Source organism: Pseudoalteromonas sp. S327, assembly GCF_005886415.1.
GTDB lineage: Bacteria > Pseudomonadota > Gammaproteobacteria > Enterobacterales > Alteromonadaceae > Pseudoalteromonas > Pseudoalteromonas atlantica.
Window position 1 is genome coordinate 1 of the sequence record NZ_PNDP01000079.1, and the last position, 18,032, is coordinate 18,032.

The 18,032-nt window shown below is 38.6% G+C and carries 16 protein-coding genes and 1 pseudogene; 11 read left to right on the forward strand and 6 right to left on the reverse strand.

Annotated features, from left to right (window positions below; genetic code table 11):
- Positions 1–265 precede the first annotated feature (265 nt).
- The 4 genes from CWB60_RS19420 to CWB60_RS19435 all read right to left on the reverse strand — a co-directional run bounded on the left by CWB60_RS19420 (position 266) and on the right by CWB60_RS19435 (position 6,450).
- Complete coding sequence (locus tag CWB60_RS19420; protein ID WP_029772416.1) at positions 266–3,466, reverse strand: efflux RND transporter permease subunit; 3,201 nt, start codon at positions 3,464–3,466, stop codon at positions 266–268.
- Positions 3,467–3,477: 11 nt separating this feature from the next.
- The gene (locus CWB60_RS19425; protein ID WP_138578969.1) at positions 3,478–4,734 is read right to left on the reverse strand and encodes an efflux RND transporter periplasmic adaptor subunit; all 1,257 of its coding nucleotides are present in this window, start codon (positions 4,732–4,734) and stop codon (positions 3,478–3,480) included.
- 64 nt (positions 4,735–4,798) lie between these two features.
- On the reverse strand, positions 4,799–6,016 hold the full coding sequence (locus tag CWB60_RS19430; RefSeq protein WP_008468875.1) for a TolC family protein: 1,218 nt from the start codon (positions 6,014–6,016) through the stop codon (positions 4,799–4,801).
- Between the two features lie 83 nt (positions 6,017–6,099).
- Complete coding sequence (locus CWB60_RS19435) at positions 6,100–6,450, reverse strand: hypothetical protein (protein WP_138578971.1); 351 nt, start codon at positions 6,448–6,450, stop codon at positions 6,100–6,102.
- A 166-nt stretch (positions 6,451–6,616) separates the two neighbouring features.
- Here CWB60_RS19435 and CWB60_RS19440 point away from each other — a divergent pair, with 166 nt between their 5' ends.
- The 5 genes from CWB60_RS19440 to CWB60_RS19460 all read left to right on the forward strand — a co-directional run bounded on the left by CWB60_RS19440 (position 6,617) and on the right by CWB60_RS19460 (position 13,371).
- Positions 6,617–7,516: a cation efflux transmembrane domain-containing protein gene (locus tag CWB60_RS19440; protein WP_138578967.1), complete on the forward strand. Its 900-nt coding sequence runs from the start codon at positions 6,617–6,619 to the stop codon at positions 7,514–7,516.
- A 61-nt stretch (positions 7,517–7,577) separates the two neighbouring features.
- Positions 7,578–7,898, forward strand: a complete 321-nt coding sequence (locus CWB60_RS19445) for a hypothetical protein (RefSeq protein WP_138578965.1) — start codon at positions 7,578–7,580, stop codon at positions 7,896–7,898.
- Positions 7,899–7,971: 73 nt separating this feature from the next.
- Positions 7,972–9,264: a TolC family protein gene (locus CWB60_RS19450; RefSeq protein ID WP_138578963.1), complete on the forward strand. Its 1,293-nt coding sequence runs from the start codon at positions 7,972–7,974 to the stop codon at positions 9,262–9,264.
- A 71-nt stretch (positions 9,265–9,335) separates the two neighbouring features.
- Positions 9,336–10,232, forward strand: a complete 897-nt coding sequence (locus CWB60_RS19455) for an efflux RND transporter periplasmic adaptor subunit (RefSeq protein ID WP_138578961.1) — start codon at positions 9,336–9,338, stop codon at positions 10,230–10,232.
- A gap of 10 nt (positions 10,233–10,242) precedes the next feature.
- Complete coding sequence (locus CWB60_RS19460; protein ID WP_138578959.1) at positions 10,243–13,371, forward strand: efflux RND transporter permease subunit; 3,129 nt, start codon at positions 10,243–10,245, stop codon at positions 13,369–13,371.
- Between the two features lie 71 nt (positions 13,372–13,442).
- Here CWB60_RS19460 and CWB60_RS19465 read toward each other — a convergent pair whose 3' ends face one another.
- Entirely contained in the window at positions 13,443–14,330 is an 888-nt protein-coding gene (locus CWB60_RS19465; RefSeq protein ID WP_138578957.1) for a cation diffusion facilitator family transporter, read from the reverse strand.
- Positions 14,317–15,047: pseudogene (locus CWB60_RS19470) on the reverse strand (transglutaminase-like domain-containing protein). The gene CWB60_RS19465 and the pseudogene CWB60_RS19470 overlap by 14 nt, the downstream one beginning before the upstream one ends.
- 78 nt (positions 15,048–15,125) lie before the next feature.
- Here CWB60_RS19470 and cadR point away from each other — a divergent pair.
- From cadR to CWB60_RS21025, 6 genes are all read left to right on the forward strand, one after another.
- Positions 15,126–15,515 (forward strand): Cd(II)/Pb(II)-responsive transcriptional regulator, encoded by a 390-nt coding sequence (gene cadR / locus CWB60_RS19475; protein WP_138578955.1) that lies wholly within the window; start codon positions 15,126–15,128, stop codon positions 15,513–15,515.
- Between the two features lie 42 nt (positions 15,516–15,557).
- Positions 15,558–15,935, forward strand: coding sequence for a MerR family transcriptional regulator (locus CWB60_RS19480; protein ID WP_074498699.1), 378 nt, complete (start codon positions 15,558–15,560; stop codon positions 15,933–15,935).
- Positions 15,936–16,037: 102 nt separating this feature from the next.
- Positions 16,038–16,454 (forward strand): MerC family mercury resistance protein, encoded by a 417-nt coding sequence (locus CWB60_RS19485; RefSeq protein ID WP_249318447.1) that lies wholly within the window; start codon positions 16,038–16,040, stop codon positions 16,452–16,454.
- A 315-nt stretch (positions 16,455–16,769) separates the two neighbouring features.
- Positions 16,770–17,147 (forward strand): MerR family transcriptional regulator, encoded by a 378-nt coding sequence (locus CWB60_RS19490; RefSeq protein WP_010557530.1) that lies wholly within the window; start codon positions 16,770–16,772, stop codon positions 17,145–17,147.
- A gap of 65 nt (positions 17,148–17,212) precedes the next feature.
- On the forward strand, positions 17,213–17,602 hold the full coding sequence (gene merC / locus CWB60_RS19495) for an organomercurial transporter MerC (RefSeq protein ID WP_024601094.1): 390 nt from the start codon (positions 17,213–17,215) through the stop codon (positions 17,600–17,602).
- Entirely contained in the window at positions 17,590–17,805 is a 216-nt protein-coding gene (locus tag CWB60_RS21025) for a GDCCVxC domain-containing (seleno)protein (RefSeq protein ID WP_076916053.1), read from the forward strand. The genes merC and CWB60_RS21025 overlap by 13 nt, the downstream gene beginning before the upstream one ends.
- The last annotated feature ends 227 nt before the right edge of the window (positions 17,806–18,032 follow it).

An 18,032-nucleotide genomic window follows, 5' to 3' on the forward strand; every position in this document is an offset into this window, starting at 1 on the left:
AGATCATAAGCAGAACATACTTAGACCAAAAGGTGATCAGAGTTTTCACACAGTCTGTGCCATAAGCCGACCTTGAGACACATAGAGATTAAGACTGCAAAGATACGAAAGCGGAAGTTAGCTTTGGCCTGTTTAACGACAAATATTCCGACAAAGCAGTCATGACTATTAGTTTATTGTTAAATCTAATCTTTCTTTTCGTTCATCTACTCAATAACCCCACGCTAAACGTGACTTTAGCGTGGGGTTAGAGTTCACAGTAATTTTATCTGGATAGCTCTTTTATTTTTTTCTCTGAAAACCAGCGATATAAAACAGGTAAAACAAATAATGTTAACAGTGTTGCAGTTACCAAGCCGCCAACAATAACACTCGCTAATGGGCGCTGTATTTCTGCACCAACACCATTAGACATTAACATCGGTATCAAACCTAAAGCTGATGTTATAGCAGTCATAAGTACAGGTCTTAATCTTGAAGTAGCGCCTTCAAAAACGGCTTTAGATGCTTCTAGACCGTCTTTAATACGTTGGTTGATACTTTCTACCATAACGACCCCATTCAATACCGCTACACCAAATAAGGTAATAAAGCCAACGGAGCTTGGTACAGACAAGTATTGTCCAGATAAATATAAGGAGAAAACTCCGCCAATTACAGCAAGCGGCACGTTGACCAATATCAGCATAGCTTGACCAACAGAACCAAAGGCAAAGTAAAGTAGTAGTGCGATTAGTGCTAACGATAAAGGTACAACTATAGCTAACCTATTTTGAGCACGTTTTTGACTTTCGAACTGGCCGCCAATCGAAACAGAATAACCTGAAGGTAAGTCAACCTTTTCAGCAATTACCTTTCTGATATCGGCAACCACGCTTCCCATATCTCGATTTTGTACATTTGCTTGGATAACGACTCTTCGTTGTACATCATCGCGTCTAACTTGTGGTGGGCCTGACTCAAATGAGACTGAGGCTACGTCACCCAGTCGCACCCAAGCACCAGTAGGTGATTGAAGCCGAATATCAGCAATAGCTTCTTTGTTACTTCGGTACTCTTCCTCTATGCGAACGTAAATATCATAACGTTCATTACCATTGATTATTTGTCCGGCTTCAACACCACCAATACCATCACGCACAACCTCCATTATGTCACTCACAGACAATCCAAAGCGTGATAGTTCTTGCCTGTTAGGACTTATCACCAATTGCGCTTCACCAGCAATTTGCTCCAATGCAACATCCCTTGCACCTTCAATGTTTTTAATTGCTGTTTCTATTTCTTGACCTTTAGCCGCCAGTACCTCAAGTTCAGGCCCAAACAACTTTATCGCCAACTGAGCCTTAACACCAGATAGTAGCTCATCGACACGAGTCGCAATAGGTTGAGAAAAGTTGAGTAGCAACCCAGGGAATTCTTCTAAAGATCTCTCCATTTTTCCTTGAAGTTCATATCGATTAGATGCACTGGTCCACTCAGAAACAGGCTTCAACCCTATGTAAATTTCGATGTTATTCACAGGCTCTGGGTCTCCACCTATTTCTGCTCGACCAATTCGGCTTAATGCATAGGTTACTTCAGGGAAAGCCATTAGTTTTTCTTCTAGAATTGGTGCCACAGTGAGCGCGGTATCTAAACTGGAAGAAGGTGCAAGCGTTGCTCTTAAGTTTATCGTCCCTTCTTCTAACTCAGGTACAAATTCAGTACCAATTAATGGAACTAATGCAAAGGCAGAGAAAACTAATATAAGTGCGGCTGAAATGACTAATTTGGTGCGTTTTAGTGCGAATGTAAGCCCTTTTCTGTAGAGTTTGTCTAATGGCCTAAGAACAAAGCTTTCCCTCTCTTTTACACCTGACTTAAATAAATAAGTAGCTAAAGCGGGTACAACAAACAACGCAACCACAATAGCAGATATAACAGCTAAAATGATGCTTATTGCCATAGGTTGAAATAACTTTGCCTCAACACCTTCAAAGCTAAATAAAGGCGTAAATACGACTAAAATAATAGAAGCTGCAAAAAATACGGGTCGAGCCACTTCTTTACCCGCATTTTGAAGACGTAACTTAATACCATGCTCATCTTGTTCTACATCATGTGGATCAGTATCAGCACTAGGCACTCTTTCTTTTACAGTTTTTAAATGGGTAGAGTCTGGTCTATTTAAATGCTTAAACATGTTTTCAACCATCACGACTGAACCATCAACTAGCATACCAATGGCTACGGCAATGCCACCCAATGACATAAGGTTTGCAGAAATGCCCCACCAAGCCATGATCATTAACGCGATACCAATTGAAATTGGAATAGATATTAGGACAAGGAAGGTTGCACGTATATTCATTAAAAATAGTGCTAATACAATACAGATGAAAATAAATGCTAGTAATAGTGCATCAACTACTGTATCAACGGCTTTTTCAATCAAATCAGCCTGATCATAAAATGGTTCAAAGCGAACACCTTTAGGCAATGCTTGATTAATCAATGGGATTCTTGCATTGATACCATCAATGGTGGCTTTAGTATTAGACCCCATGCGTTTTAAGACAATGCCAGAGACAACTTCACCTAAATTTTCGACTTTACCGTTTTCGGTTTTGCGCGTCATTGTGACAGCACCTTGACGAATTTCACTGCCCATTTCAACTTTAGCAATATCCGAAACCGTCACAACTGTCCCATCAACTGTTTTGACGGGAACTTGTTTGATATTACTAATACCAGCGTCACCACTTTCAAACCAACCTGCACCTCTAATAACAAGCTGCTCTTGCCCACGGTTCATATACCATCCGCCAACATTGGCATTGTTGTTATCTAGGGCACCAACAACGTCTTCTTGCGTTAGGTTATAAGAAAGAAGCTTAGATGGATCTACATTTACTTGGTACTGCCTAACAATACCTCCAAAGGAGAGTACATCAGTAACACCATCGACAGGCATAACGAGTAATTTTACTACCCAATCATTGAGACTCCTGAGTGCCATAGCATCATAGCCTGCATCTTTATCTGAAATAAGAAGGTACTGAAATACTTGGCCTAGCCCTGAGGTGTTTGGCCCCATTTCGGGTGTGCCGACACCTTCTGGTATCAGTTCTTTTGCGGCTTGAAGACGCTCAAATACAAGTTGTCTTGCAAAGTAAATGTCGGTGCCTTCTTTGAAAACAACCGTGACGCCAGACAAGCCTGTTTTAGAAATTGAGCGCACTTGTTCTACATCAGGTAAGGCATACATGACCGCTTCAATGGGGTACGTAATGAGTTGTTCAACTTCTTCAGCAGCTAGTCCTGGCGCTTCAGTATTTACAGCAACTTGAACATTAGTAACATCAGGAAAGGCATCTAAATTTAGTTTTGGTATAACCATAATTGCGCCGACAATTGTGGCAAACAGCGCAATCAAAATCAGGAGTCTATTATTAACAGACCAATCTATTATTTTATTAAACATAGTCTTGCTCCTTAGTGGTTATGCGGATCAAATCCGCCTTTAGCGATTTCAGAAGCAACAAAAAATGCGCCTTTGGTTACAATTCGCGTCCCACTATCAAGGCCAATGATTTCCCTAAAATCACCTAAGGCTCGGCCTAGTTCTACTTCTACAGCTTTAAATTCTCCAGGGTGGTCTTCGACAAATACGGTCCAATCACCATCTGCGCTGCGGATCAATGCTTCTTCTGGCACAGCCATCACTTTCTGCTTTGTGGCAAACTGAAAGTAAACTTTTACAAACATACCTGAATGAAGGTTATCATCAGCATTCTGTACCCCCAATCTAATAATTCTTGTACGAGTTACGGGATCAATTGTATGGGCTTCTTGGATAACTTTGGCATTGTAACTCTGGCCTTCTAATTTAAGTACCGCAGGAGAATCAATTGATAAATTTAGCTTTTTATTTGGAGAAACTTTTGCTTCAACCCATAGTTGTTTTTCATCAGCTAACAACATGACTGCATCCCCAGCATCAACACGTTGCCCTTGGATAAAGTCGTCTTGAAGCACGACACCTTCACGGTGCGCCGTTAATGCATATTGTCCAAATGCTTTAATGTCTTTGTTAGAAATACCATTTATTGCTTTTTCAGTTAACCCTAAAGCAATGAGCTTGCCATAGCTCGCATTGTATGTTGTTTCAGCTTGTAATAATCGACTTTCACTCACCGTCTTATTACCCAGCTTTTTTACACGTTGCCATTCGGTTGAAGCGATTAAATAGTCAGCTTGTGCTTGTGCCATTGCTTCACTAAATAATGTAACTAACTTCTGACCTATTTCTACATACTCGCCAAGCGCTGCATGGCGACTGATAATGACTGACTCTGTACGTGGTGATACCACATAACTTTTATAGCCATTAGCTTTTATTTCGCCAGGTGCATATACGGAGCTAAATTGATATTCAGGCTTAACACTTTCCACTTTAATGTTAGCAAGCGACATCTTCTTTGGATCAATAGTGATACCTTCTTCATGTCCTTCTTCTCCCTCTTTATTACCACCTTCATGGCCGTGCTCGTCATGGTCACCTTTATCTTCTTCATGTCCCTTTTCGTGTTCATGCTCATCTTGATGTTCTTTTTCTTCTTGTTTCGAAACGTTTGTGACAGAACCAGTTCCATCTGACGACTGTGCAAAAGCATCATGATTTGTAGTAAACCCAACTAACAGGCAGCTAATTACTACGGCTAAAAATTTTTTACTAATTACTGTATTCATTTTTGTAACCTATATTTTTAATAAATTTAAGATTTCGTTTTTCGCTACTGAAAAAACAAAGCGCTCAAATCTCAAATTTGGATAACTGACCCATACTTAAAATGAAGGATATTTCTGCAAGCTTGAATTGATTTTCCAAACGTATTCCTGCATGAAGCCCTTCCGCACGTTGATTTAATGCAAGTAAGTAGTCAGAAGTATTAATGTCACCAGCTTCCCAGCGCTTATTTAATAAGTTTTCGCTGCTATCTAATCTGCCTTTTGTCAGTTTTTGCCATTGCTCATAATATTTTTTACTGACAATAAGCGATTCATAATTAGCTTTTGCTTCAAATGACTGCTTTCGATAAACCGACCGAAAGTTAGCCTCTGCTGCAATTGCTTCTGAATAAGCGGCTTTAACAGTATCTGAATAGTTATTTCTGATATTTAAAGGCATTGAGAAAGTCACGCCAATCAAGTCTTCATCTCCACTTTTCCCTGCGTTAACTCCAATGGTTGGATTGGCTTTAGATTCCATAGTGGTTAGTTGAGCTTTAGATTGTTTTATCTTCCATTGCGCTCTAGCGAGTTTAACTTTTGGATGTTCCTCAACCCACTGAGAGTTAAATGAATAGTTTGTTGCTCCAAAAGTAAATGAAAACAAATTGGTAGTATTAGGCGTCCAATCAGGCAATAACTCCTGAACATTTACCTCTGCATTTTTCAAAGCAATTTGCGACTCAGATATTTCACTGAAAACTTGGGACAAGTTTAAATAAACCAGTTCAGCGTCAAGTGGCTCTAAAAGTCCTGCTTTTCGCTTATCTTCAATAATTCCAACGAGCGTTTGTAATTGATTTTCTCTTACTGAAAGTAACTGAGCCACCTTTTTTGCTGCTTGCCAATTAACTATTGCAGTTAAAGCGTTAGCCTTTTTAGAATCGAGTAGAGATAACAATTGTTGCTGGTTTGCATAAACACCAATTTCACCAATGCTTTTATTTGCTGATTGCTTATCCCAAAAATCAATCGTTTGACTGATACCAATAGAATAATTATCAAAATCACCCTCTTTTTCATAGCTTGCTTCAAGCTCTGGGTTATATACGGCTTTAGTTAAGCTCTTGGCTCTATGATTACTTGCATTAAGTAACTCTTTAGCCGCAACAACTTCGGGATCTTTATTTATTTGACTATCTAGCCATGAAATACTTTTCTGTTTGGCATAAGTGGCAACTGAAAAACTCACAGCCATACATAAAGACAGGACTAAACCTGCATTTTTTAAATATATATACATAAAAATTCTTAATTTTAAAATTAATAAACACGAAACCTTTATCCATTATTAAAGGATAAATAGGTCATTAAAAATTAATCTAATTAAGAAATAGGCGGACGAAGTATCGCTTCATGAAAGGTACTTGTTTGATCAATTTGATAAGGCGTTTTATTGATAATGTTTAGTTTGCCCGTGGTATTTGAATTACTGACTAAAATCCAAGATAAGTGGCTGCCACTGCAATGTCCGCAGTGATGACAATCTTTTTCATTATGCTGCTCATCACCTACATTATCATTTGAGACATTTCGATCATCTGCATGATCATGTTGAATTTGAAGGTGCTCTATATCTATTTGGTGATTCTCAGATGTTGAGGATGCTACAGCAGTTAACGATTGTAAAACAATCGAAATAACCAAGAGCATTTTTAGTACAACATTAAGGTTCAAAGTTATCACCAGTTAAATATAGTATTTAAAATACTAGCAGAAACTATTTTCTTAAACTAGCTTTTCAATTCAGTTTCCACGCTTTTACATTAAATAATTTTTTTATTTGACTCTATAGCCACTATAGATTTTATACTTATTTTAATATTATTACGGAATGTTAAATATGTCAGAAAAATGTAGTGGTCAGTGTCAATCATCTTCTACCAATGAAGATGTAAAAATTGATACACAATTAGATAACTATAGTGGCGCGTTTGTCAGTACATTTAAAGTACCTCAAATGGACTGTCCTTCAGAAGAGAGATTGATTAGGTTAGCACTTGACTCAATTGAGCCTTCAGTTGGGTTGCAATTTGATATTCCTAGCCGTTTAGTCAAGGTTTTTCATGATGAAAATTTAGATGAGATAACAAAAAAATTACAACAACTCAATCTCGGTGCAGAGTTGGCATCAACTAAAGAAAGTTGCAGCACCGAAGCTGCAAAAGCAAAAGATCTAGCCCAAAAAAATGAGATGAAAGAAGCATCAACCCTAAAATGGTTGTTAGCCATTAATGGAGTCATGTTTTTTATAGAAGTAATTGCTGGGTTGATTGCACAGTCTGCTGGCCTAATTGCGGACTCATTAGATATGTTTGCTGATGCTGCTGTGTATGGTTTGGCTATTTATTCGGTAGGTAAAAGTATCAGCATGAAACTTAGAGCGGCACATATATCTGGTGTGCTTCAAGTTATTCTAGCGCTAGGTGCTTTGAGCGAAGTCGTAAGACGCTTTATTTACGGTAGTGAACCGATCTCTTCTTTAATGATGATATTTGGTGGAATAGCACTAATCGCTAACATTGCTTGTCTATTTTTAATATTTGGTAATAAAGAAGACGGCGCTCATATGAAAGCAAGCTGGATTTTTTCCGCAAATGACGTTATTGCAAATGTTGGGGTAATCTTAGCTGGCTTTTTAGTTACAGTAACAAGCAGCCGTTATCCAGATTTAGTGATTGGTTTGATTATTGCTGTTGTCGTTTTAAACGGTGCTCGCCGTATCTTACAGCTAAAGTATTAAGTAGAAAGTAGTTAAAAGAATGCACCCGTCATATTTTAAACCATATATATCATACGTGATAATGATTTTAATCGCGGTGCAGTCTGTGTTTTTTTCGCAAGAAGAGATTGAAGGAAACTTAATTGAAAGTTCTTTTAATATATCACTAACTGAGTCTATTACCCCGCTAAAAGCTCCTGAAAGCTCTAATTTATTTGAGGAGGGTAATAGCCAAACTTTAATTGATAATTGTAATTTTTGTTGCTGCTGTCAGTTATTTTTAAATACAGATTCTTCTTGTAATATTTTACAAGCAATAGAATATTTCCCTACCTACGCCTTAGTTTCCCCTGAGCTAAAAGGCTATATGTCGGTGCCATTCCGCCCACCTAAATACGCCTAAATTTTATAGAAAATTAAGAAAGGTCACATGTTAATGACCTAAATATTACATATAAATTTATAGGAAAGTATACATGGCACTTAATACCTGTGTGCATCGCAAGATAGCAATTTTGAGGTGTGTAACACCTCGGCTTAAATATATCGCGTTTCTCGCTTTGTCACTTTTTACATTTAATGTTTATGCGTTTGAAAATCAGTTAAACCTTCAAGAAGCAATTCAGTGGACGCTTAAACAAAATCCAGAACTTAAAATATTTGATTTCAAGCAAACGGCATTAACAGGACAAGAACAAACAGCAAGTTTAAATCCTGCTTATGAACTAGAGCTTGAAGCTGAGAACTTTGCAGGTTCAGGTGAATTTAATGCATTCGGCAGTGCTGAATTAACTGTCGCTCTATCTTCGGTTATTGAAATGGGAGACAAACGCTCAGCGCGAATTGGGCTTATTTCAAACTCAAGAGCACTGCTCACTGCTGAAAAAGAGGTAGCAGCGCTAAACTTAATGGCTCAAGTCACTGAAAAGTACGTGGAAGTACTAGCAGCACAACAAAGAGTAATATTGGCAAAAAATGCACTGAGTTTAGCGAAAGAAACGTTAGAGATTGTATCTCAGCGTAACCGTGCAGGTGCTACTCCTGAGGCTGAAGTGAAACGTTCAAAAGCAGTTATTGCTCAGGCAAATTTGACCGTTCAATCTGAACAAAAGCGCTTGGAATATTTGAAGCTCTCATTAGCAGCCTACTGGGGGGAAAACTCTGTAACCTTCTCTGAAGTACAAGGGGATCTTTTTCAGTTTGGCAATGATAGTGACTTTAACAGCCTTTTTGCGAAGTTAGAGAAGAACCCTGCTATTCAAATCTATGCAAGTGAACAGCGACTAAAAGAGGCTGAAATACAGTTAGCTAAAACAGAGTCAACGGCCAATATCAAATGGTCTGTTGGTGTTAGGCGCTCTCAAGAAGCCAATGATACGGCACTGGTCGCTGGCTTTAGCTTACCTTTGTTTGCTGAAAAGCGAAATTCTGGTGCAATCGCTAGTGCGCTAGCAGAGCGTGACCAAGTTGCCATAGAGAAAGAGGCGACTAAGTTGAGGTTTAGAAATCACTTACTACGAGCATACTCCAATAGAAAACAAGCCATATTAACAGCTAATTCATTAAAGCAGTCGGTTATCCCAATGCTTGAAGATGCACTGGAAGATACTCAAGACGCCTATCAAAAAGGTCGATATGGATATCTTGATTATGTATCGGCTAGACAAGAGCTGTTAAATGCTCGGCGAACCCTCATTGATGCGGCATCTGCTGCCCTAATTTATGGCGCAGAGATAGAAAAACTAACAAACGAAGCGCTGTCACTCTAAAAAAAGCATCACTTTAAGCTTAATAACATTTTATTGATTCAGTTATTAACTGAATCGTTTAGGAATTAAAAATGAAAAACTATTTACTCGCACTATTGATTTTTATTGGGCATCTATCACCCATTCAAAGTGCTTTCGCTAGTGAAGATGAACATGAAGGCGAAGAAGGCATTAGCAAAATTAACAATAACATGGCAAAAAGGCTTGGTGTTGAAACAGCCTATTTAGCTTCAAAAACATTGAACCAAACTATCCCTGTATATGGCTCTACGACGATAGGCGCTGAACAATTATTCCAAGTTGGCGCTAGATATAATGGCGTTATAAAGGCAATAAAACCCACCGTTGGTGATAAGGTAAAAAAAGGCGAGCTATTAGCTGTTATTGAATCTAACGAAAGCTTAAATACCTATAAAATAACGTCCCCTGTTTCTGGTGTCGTTTTACAGCGAAATGGAAATATTGGTGGTATCACGCAAAACACTAGCTTGTTTGAAATCGTCAATTTTGACACCTTGTGGGCTGAATTTAAGGTGTTTACCAGCCAATATAATCAAATCAAAGTCGGTCAGCATGTTGATATTGAGCAAGGTGAACACGCATTCAGTTCAGTCATCACTAATATTATTCCAGCTAAAGATCAGCCTTATGTTTTAGCACGGGTACGATTAAACAACACTGAGTTAAAGCTAACGTCAGGTCAATTATTAAAAGGCAACGTAAAGATAAACCAATTTGAGGTGGATTTAGCGGTCGAGAAAGTTGCCATACAAGAGCTAGGTGGACAATTAGGTGTCTTTGTAAAAGAAGATGAAGAGTACGAGTTTGCACCACTTGTCCTTGGTCGTTCAGACAAAAACTATATCGAGGTCATTGATGGCCTCAGTAAAGACGCTGAATATGTAAACAAAAACAGTTATCTGATTAAAGCAGATATCTTGAAATCTGAAGTAGAAGACGACGATTAGGAGACGCAATATGATTGAATCAATTTTGCGTCTTGCAATAAATAGGCGCTATTTAGTATTAAGCTTGCTGATGGTAATCATCGGCGTTGGTATGTGGAGTTATCAAAAACTTCCCATTGATGCTGTTCCAGATATAACAAACGTACAGGTACAAATAAATACCTCTGCCCCCGGTTATTCACCTTTAGAAGCGGAGCAAAGGGTAACTTTTCCAGTAGAAAACGCATTAGCTGGACTACCAAAGCTGTCTCACACCCGCTCTCTTTCAAGATATGGTTTATCCCAGGTGACCGTTATCTTTGAAGAGGGAACCGATATTTATTTCGCACGCAACTTAATCAATGCAAGATTAGCTGCGATAAAAGGCGTTATTCCCTCTGGCTTAGAGCCAGAGATGGGTCCTATTTCCACAGGGCTTGGTGAAATATTTATGTATACCGTACAAGCTTCTCCTGACGCTAAAATGCCTAATGGAGAGCCTTATACCGCTATTGCCTTAAGAGAAATACAAGACTGGATCATTAAACCGCAATTGGCTCAAGTTAAAGGCGTCATTGAGGTCAACAGTATCGGCGGCTATAACAAGCAGTATCATATAACGCCGAAACCCGAAAAATTACTTTTTCATCAGGTAAGCTTTGAAGACGTTTCTGATGCATTACGTAAAAATAATGATAACCGTGGCGCGGGTTATATTGAGCAAAACGGACAACAAGTGTTAGTGCGCTCCATTGGGCAACTTGCGACAATGGATGAAATCCTCAATGTCATCATCAAAAAGAACGATGGTATTCCTGTAAAAATAAGTGATGTTGCCAATGTTGCTATAGGCAAAGAACTTAGAACAGGGGCTGCTACTCGTAATGGCATTGAGACAGTGCTTGGTACAACCATGATGCTGATTGGTGAGAATTCTCGCACCGTTGCTTTAGAAGTGGAACATAAGCTCAGCGAAATACAAAAATCTCTGCCAAAGGGCATTACCGCAGAGCCTGTTTACGACAGAACAACGTTAGTAGATAAAGCGATTGCAACCGTTACCAAAAACCTCGTTGAAGGTGCGCTTTTAGTTATTGTTGTGTTATTTATTCTACTTGGAAATTTACGTGCAGCTCTCATTACCGCTGCTGTTATCCCTATTTCCATGTTAATGACAATCACAGGTATGGTGCAAGCAGGAGTATCTGCCAATTTAATGAGTCTCGGCGCATTGGACTTTGGCTTGATAGTGGACGGGGCTGTAATCATCGTTGAAAACTCTGTCCGTAGGTTAGCACAGGCCCAACACAACGGTCATAGGCAAGACTTAAGAGAACGCCTAAATACCGTTTTTGAAGCCACTTCAGAAGTGATACGTCCAAGCTTGTTTGGTGTGGCAATTATCACTGTTGTTTACATCCCCATTTTCACGCTAACTGGCGTTGAAGGGAAAATGTTCCACCCTATGGCGGCAACTGTCGTTATGGCGTTAATTTCCGCAATGATCCTTTCAGTTACACTGGTTCCTGCTGCTGTAGCTGTGTTTATGAAAGGTAAAATCAGCGAAAAAGAAAGTGTAGTTATTCGTTCAACCAAGTCTATTTATGAACCATTGTTAAAAATGGCGATGAAATTTCGTTGGATTATTGTTTCATTCTCAACGCTGTTAATGGGGTATAGCCTTTGGTTAGCAACTACGCTTGGGACAGAATTTGTTCCTCAATTAAATGAAGGTGATATTGCACTACAGGCATTAAGAATTCCATCGACTGGCCTAGAGCAATCAGTAGAAATGCAAGAAGTACTTGAGCAACGTATTAAAGCGTTTCCTGAAGTTGATAAAGTATTCTCGCGCATCGGCACACCAGAAGTAGCAACTGACCCAATGCCACCGAGTATTGCTGATATCTTTGTTATTTTAAAACCACGTAAAGATTGGGCCGAACCTTCAAAGCCAAAGAGTGAATTAGTTGAAGAAATGGAAGAGGTACTGAAAAACATTCCGGGCAACAACTATGAATTCACTCAGCCTATTCAAATGCGTTTCAATGAATTGATTTCTGGCGTTAGAGCTGATGTCGGCATCAAAATATTTGGTGATGATTTGGATCGGTTATTACTCACCGCAAAAGATATTCTAAATATAGTGAAAACCGTGGACGGTGCTGCTGATGCCCGAATGGAACAGGTCACAGGTGTTCCATCTTTATCAGTAATTCCTAAACGAGAAGCGCTTGGTAGGTATGGTTTGAGCGTTACCGAACTGCAAGACTGGGTTGCTACTGCAATTGGCGGTGAATCTGCGGGGATCATTTATGAAGGAGACAGACGATTTGAGTTAGTTGTTCGTCTACCGGAGCAAATAAGAACGGATATCGATAGCTTGAAGCATCTGCCGCTTCCACTTGAGAATGGTAACTATGTGCCACTTGAAGAAGTTGCAGAGCTTAAATCAGAGTCTTTACCCGCGCAGATTAGCCGAGAGAACGGAAAAAGAAGAGTTGTGGTTACCGTCAATGTTCGTGGTAGAGATTTAGGCGGTTTTGTCAAAGAAGTGAAAGCTAAAATTAATCAGGAAGGAGAAATTCCAGCAGGATACTGGCTTGATTATGGCGGAACCTTTGAACAGCTAGAGTCAGCGAGTAAAAGATTAAGCTTAGTTGTGCCGATCACACTAATTGTTATCTTAGGTATTTTGGTTATTGCATTTGGTTCATTAAAAGATGCATTGATCATTTTCAGTGGTGTACCGTTAGCATTAACTGGGGGCGTAATTTCTCTTTATTTAAGAGACATGCCTTTATCTATTTCGGCAGGTGTCGGCTTCATAGCATTGTCAGGTGTTGCCGTATTAAATGGCTTGGTTATGTTGGCTTTTATTCGAGATCTTTGGCATGAAAAAGGCGACCTTTACGTAGCGATCATTGAAGGTGCCATCATTCGTTTAAGACCTATTTTAATGACGGCACTGGTCGCAAGTTTAGGTTTTATTCCAATGGCGTTAAACACTGGAATTGGTGCAGAAGTGCAACGACCACTAGCAACAGTTGTTATCGGCGGTATTGTATCTTCTACAATTTTAACTTTGTTTGTATTGCCTATTTTATATCAATGGGCGCATGGCGCTGAGAGTAGTAAACAGCAATCTGACGAAATTTAAAAACAAAAAAGCAGCTTAATTTATGTTTAAGCTGCTTTTATATTTAATCTTTTTATTTTAATTTTTAAAGTTTAATTCGCATCATCTCGGCAAGTTTCTTTAGGAAACTCAAATTCAATGGTTGTATGAGACAAGCGATAGGCAGAAAGTCTCTTAGCCACTTGTTCCTTAAGTTTAATTAATTCATCAACGTCAGTTTTTTCGACTAATTCTATGTGAGCAGTTAATACGTGACTTTCGCCATCTAACGACCAAAAATGCAGATGATGTACGCCATTAACTTCTGGAAGGTTAGTTAGCGACTGTTTTATACTTTCTTGAGTTTCTTCATCTGGCGCGGCCTGAAGAAACAAGACAATTGTTGATTTAAGATTTTTAAAAACATTGAACAAGATAAACAATGTGAAGCCAATAGATAGTAACGGATCTAAAATGGGCAAATCTACAAATAACAGCACAATAGATACAATAAGCACAGCAACCCAGCCAAGTACGTCTTCAAGTAGGTGCCATGTCAGCACTTTTTCATTTAGTGTTTCACCCGCTTTTAATTTGAATACCGCATAACCATTTACGGCAACACCGAGTATGGCTAGCCCTAACATCCCCTCAACTACAGGCATTTCAGGATTGGACAGCTTAGGTATTGCTTCAAATAAAACCCAAATAGAGCCGGTAATCAAAACAATACTATTTACCAATGCACCAAAAAGTGTAAGTCGGCGATAACCATAGCTGAATTTGTCTGATGCTTCTTTATCTGAAAAACGACTTAAAATCCACGCAAAACCTATTGAAAGACTATCACCAAGATCGTGAACGGCATCCGCCATTATCGCCGTACTGTTTGTGAGCCAACCACCTATAAATTCGATAATGGTAAATATCACATTAAGGAAAAATGCCCAACCAATCCGGTCGTCTTTACCATGCTGATGACTGTGACTATGGTTGTGCATTTTGTACCTCCAGTACTTTTTTATTTCTTATTTTTGATACATTCATATTAATCAAATGTCGGATCACTCGTTGATACAACCAACGTTTTACACCTGATAGATTAGTACCTTTTTCGAGATAGAACTTATCTGGTGAATCATAAAGCCCAAAGTCGTCATGAATACCTTCTTTTTGAATATAGGTATCCTCTCCACGCCAATCCGTACCGGGTGAAGATAAGCACTTTGTTGCAACACCATAACCACAAAACTCATCTTTTGCTTGGCTAAATTTCTGCTGTAGTGAGCTTAAGTATTGCTCATCCAATATAAAGCCCTCTAAGTTTATCCAACGCCCTTCAAAGTAAACTTCTACCCAACTATGAATGATGTATTTAGGTGCTAACCAAAATACAAGCTTGGGATAGCACCTTTTTGTAGTTGCTGATCAATGGTAAAACTTTGGAAACGACACTGGATACCTAGTCCACGCAATAGTGCCATTAACAGATTACCCTTAGTATTACATTGTCCATAACCATCTGCTAGCACATCGCTTGCTGAAATATCATCACTCTTGTTATAGCCAAACATTATTTCATCTTTTACAAACTGATAAGCGGCACCAATTTTGTTGAAATTATCCAAATTTTTCCACCCTCGTTGATCGATCAGGGATTGGATATCTTTGTGTTCAAAATTAACGATATTCGTATTGTTTAAATATTTCTCAGTCATTTTTATATATCCCTTTCGTTGCATACCTATACTATAGATCCTATAGTAACTATAGAGTCAAATGTCTGGGGGAAATTGATGAAAATAGGCGAATTGTCAAAAAAATCGGGCTGTTCAATACAAACGATTAGATATTATGAAAGAGAAGGATTACTGTTAAATCCAAACCGTTCAGAAGGTAATTTCAGGCTGTATGATAGTAAAGCACTTAAACAATTGGAATTCGTAAAGCATTTTCGCAGCCTAGATATATCACTCAATGATATTAAACGTCTTATCGAATTAAAAAATAAGCCAGAAGAAAGCTGCTCTAGCGTTAATGCATTAATTGATCAGCAACTTGCACTAGTGAATAAACGTATGAAAGAATTAAGGGCGCTTAAAGCTGAATTACAACAGATGGCAAGTGCTTGTGGTTCAGACAATACAATTGAAGCGTGCGGCATCATCAAATCATTGGATAGCTAAACTAAATATAACTTTAGATTAGTAGTATTCACAAAGGCAATAATGAAAACCATTGGCAAATTAGCACAATCATTAAATTTAAATGTAGAAACCATTCGTTTTTATGAACGAGAAGGGCTGATTACACAACCTGAAAAACCAATATCTGGTTATAGACAATATGACGAAACAATAGCAGGACAACTTAGGTTTATCACAAAAGCCAAAGCGCTCGGCTTTACGTTAAGAGAAATAAAATCGCTAATGTCTATGGACAGCAACTGCGCTCAAGTTGAGCTATTAAGCCGACAAAAGTTAGCAATCATTCGAGACAAAATTAATGACCTTCAACGTTTAGAGAAAGTAATTGTGGATATGACAAATACCTGTATGCAAAACGAAGATCCAACACATTGCCCCATAATTGATTCATTAAAATGATTGACTCCGTACTTATATACGGAGTTTAGAATGATGGTAATATCAACCAATAGACTTTCAAATGATAAATAAAATATTAGGCAGAGTAGGCTCTAGTGGCGTTTGGCTAGCGGCACGGCCTGCTTCCCTGCATTAAGGTCACTTGCATCGGCATTAGGACTAGGCTTCTTCTCTCACTTCGAAGGAATAGCTTTAAATACGCTTTTACCTATTTTTGCATCTTTGGAACTATTGGTAAACTTATACAACTGGCACAAAAATAAAAACCATACCAGAGCTGTCTTCAGCATTCTAGGGCCTGTAGCAGTGCTATTAACGCTTTATCCTCTTTGGCTATATGATTGGAGCACATACCTATTTTACTTTGGTATTTGCTTAATGGTCGTTATGTCGGTTTTGGATATCGTAAAACCAGTAAGGGAGCAAACATGCAACGTATGGCTAATTGCCGTCTTTGAAACGATTAACGGTCAATGTCTGCTTTTCGCTCAAATAAGACCCAAAAAATGGCTCATATAGCTATCTAGGTTAACGCTTTCAAAAAACAGAAGTATATTTCCGATAACTACCTTTGAATCCCTATAAACGGAAGTTTGCTTCCGAAATATAGCAATATTGGGTTAGAAACCGGAAGTTTACTTCCGTTTTGTACTTTAAGATTATAAGTAGGTATCTAATGAAAGCTCGGCAGTCCAACTCGTTTTTGCCCCAAGACGAGTTAACGTAAATGCTCTAAGGGCAGCTTTTAGTGAAAACCAGTCATTGTAGTTCGAGCAATTTTACTTCGTATTGATATACTAATGTCATGATTAAAGTTGATTTTATGGTTGGACGATGAAAACAATAGGCAAGTTGGCTAAAGAACTTGATATAGGCGTAGAAACTATACGGTTTTATGAGCGGGAAGGCTTGATAAAACAGCCTCAAAAACCTCAAAATGGTTATCGTGTCTATGACGACTCAATCACCAAACAATTACAATTCATCTGTAAGGCCAAAGCACTTGGCTTTACTCTAAAAGAAGTGGCTTCATTGATGTCAATGGATGGCGATTGTGCCAAAGTAGAATCCCTAGGCTTGCTGAAATTGAACGTAATTCAAAATAAGATAGCTGACCTTCAACGCTTAGAAGTCGTCATAAAAGAAATGACTAATTCATGCCGCAACAATAACGATCAATCCCACTGCCCAATAATCGATTCGCTAAAATAGTATTGACTCCGTACCTACCTACGGAGTTCATACTCAAATCATTCAAATAATGTTAGACGTTAAAAATGATTAATAAGATTTTAGATAAAGTTAGCTCAGGTGGTGTTTGGCTTGCGGCTCTTAGTTGTACGGGGTGCTTCCCCGCACTCGGCTCGTTAGCATCAGCATTAGGATTAGGCTTTCTCTCTCACTTTGAGGGAATTGCTGTAAATACCTTGTTACCTATATTTGCAACTCTGGCATTGTTGGTAAATTTGTATAACTGGTATAAAAACCAAAATCATGCGAGAGGTATTCTTGGGGTTATTGGCCCTATAGCGGTTTTGTTAACCCTCTATCCACTATGGCAATACGAATGGAGCACTTATTTGTTTTATGTAGGTATTTGTTTGATGATTGTAATGTCCGTATTAGACATTGTTAAACCTTTGAAGGAGCAAACATGCAAAGTATAGAGTTAAATTCTACCATTACTTGCCCTGAGTGTGGCTTCAGTAAAACTGAAGAAATGCCAACCAACGCTTGCCAGTGGTATTATGAATGTGAATCTTGCAAAGTTCTCCTAAAGCCTTTGAAAGGCGATTGTTGCGTATATTGCTCTTATGGAACAGTGAAATGCCCGCCAATTCAAGAAGGTCAAAGTTGTTGCGATAGCTAAATGACAGTCTATTAATGGCAATGAGAAGGCATAAAAAGAAATAGTGAAATGTCAGCAATCGTATCATTGCAGCCTTTATCACTAAGTCACTCAAGGGCTGCTTTTGGCACAGACTGTGTGAAAACTCTGATCACCTTTTGGTCTAAGTATGTTCTGCTTATGATCTATTAATCTATACATTTAGTTCACTTAATATACTGATATTTATATAATTAGTCTATTGATTT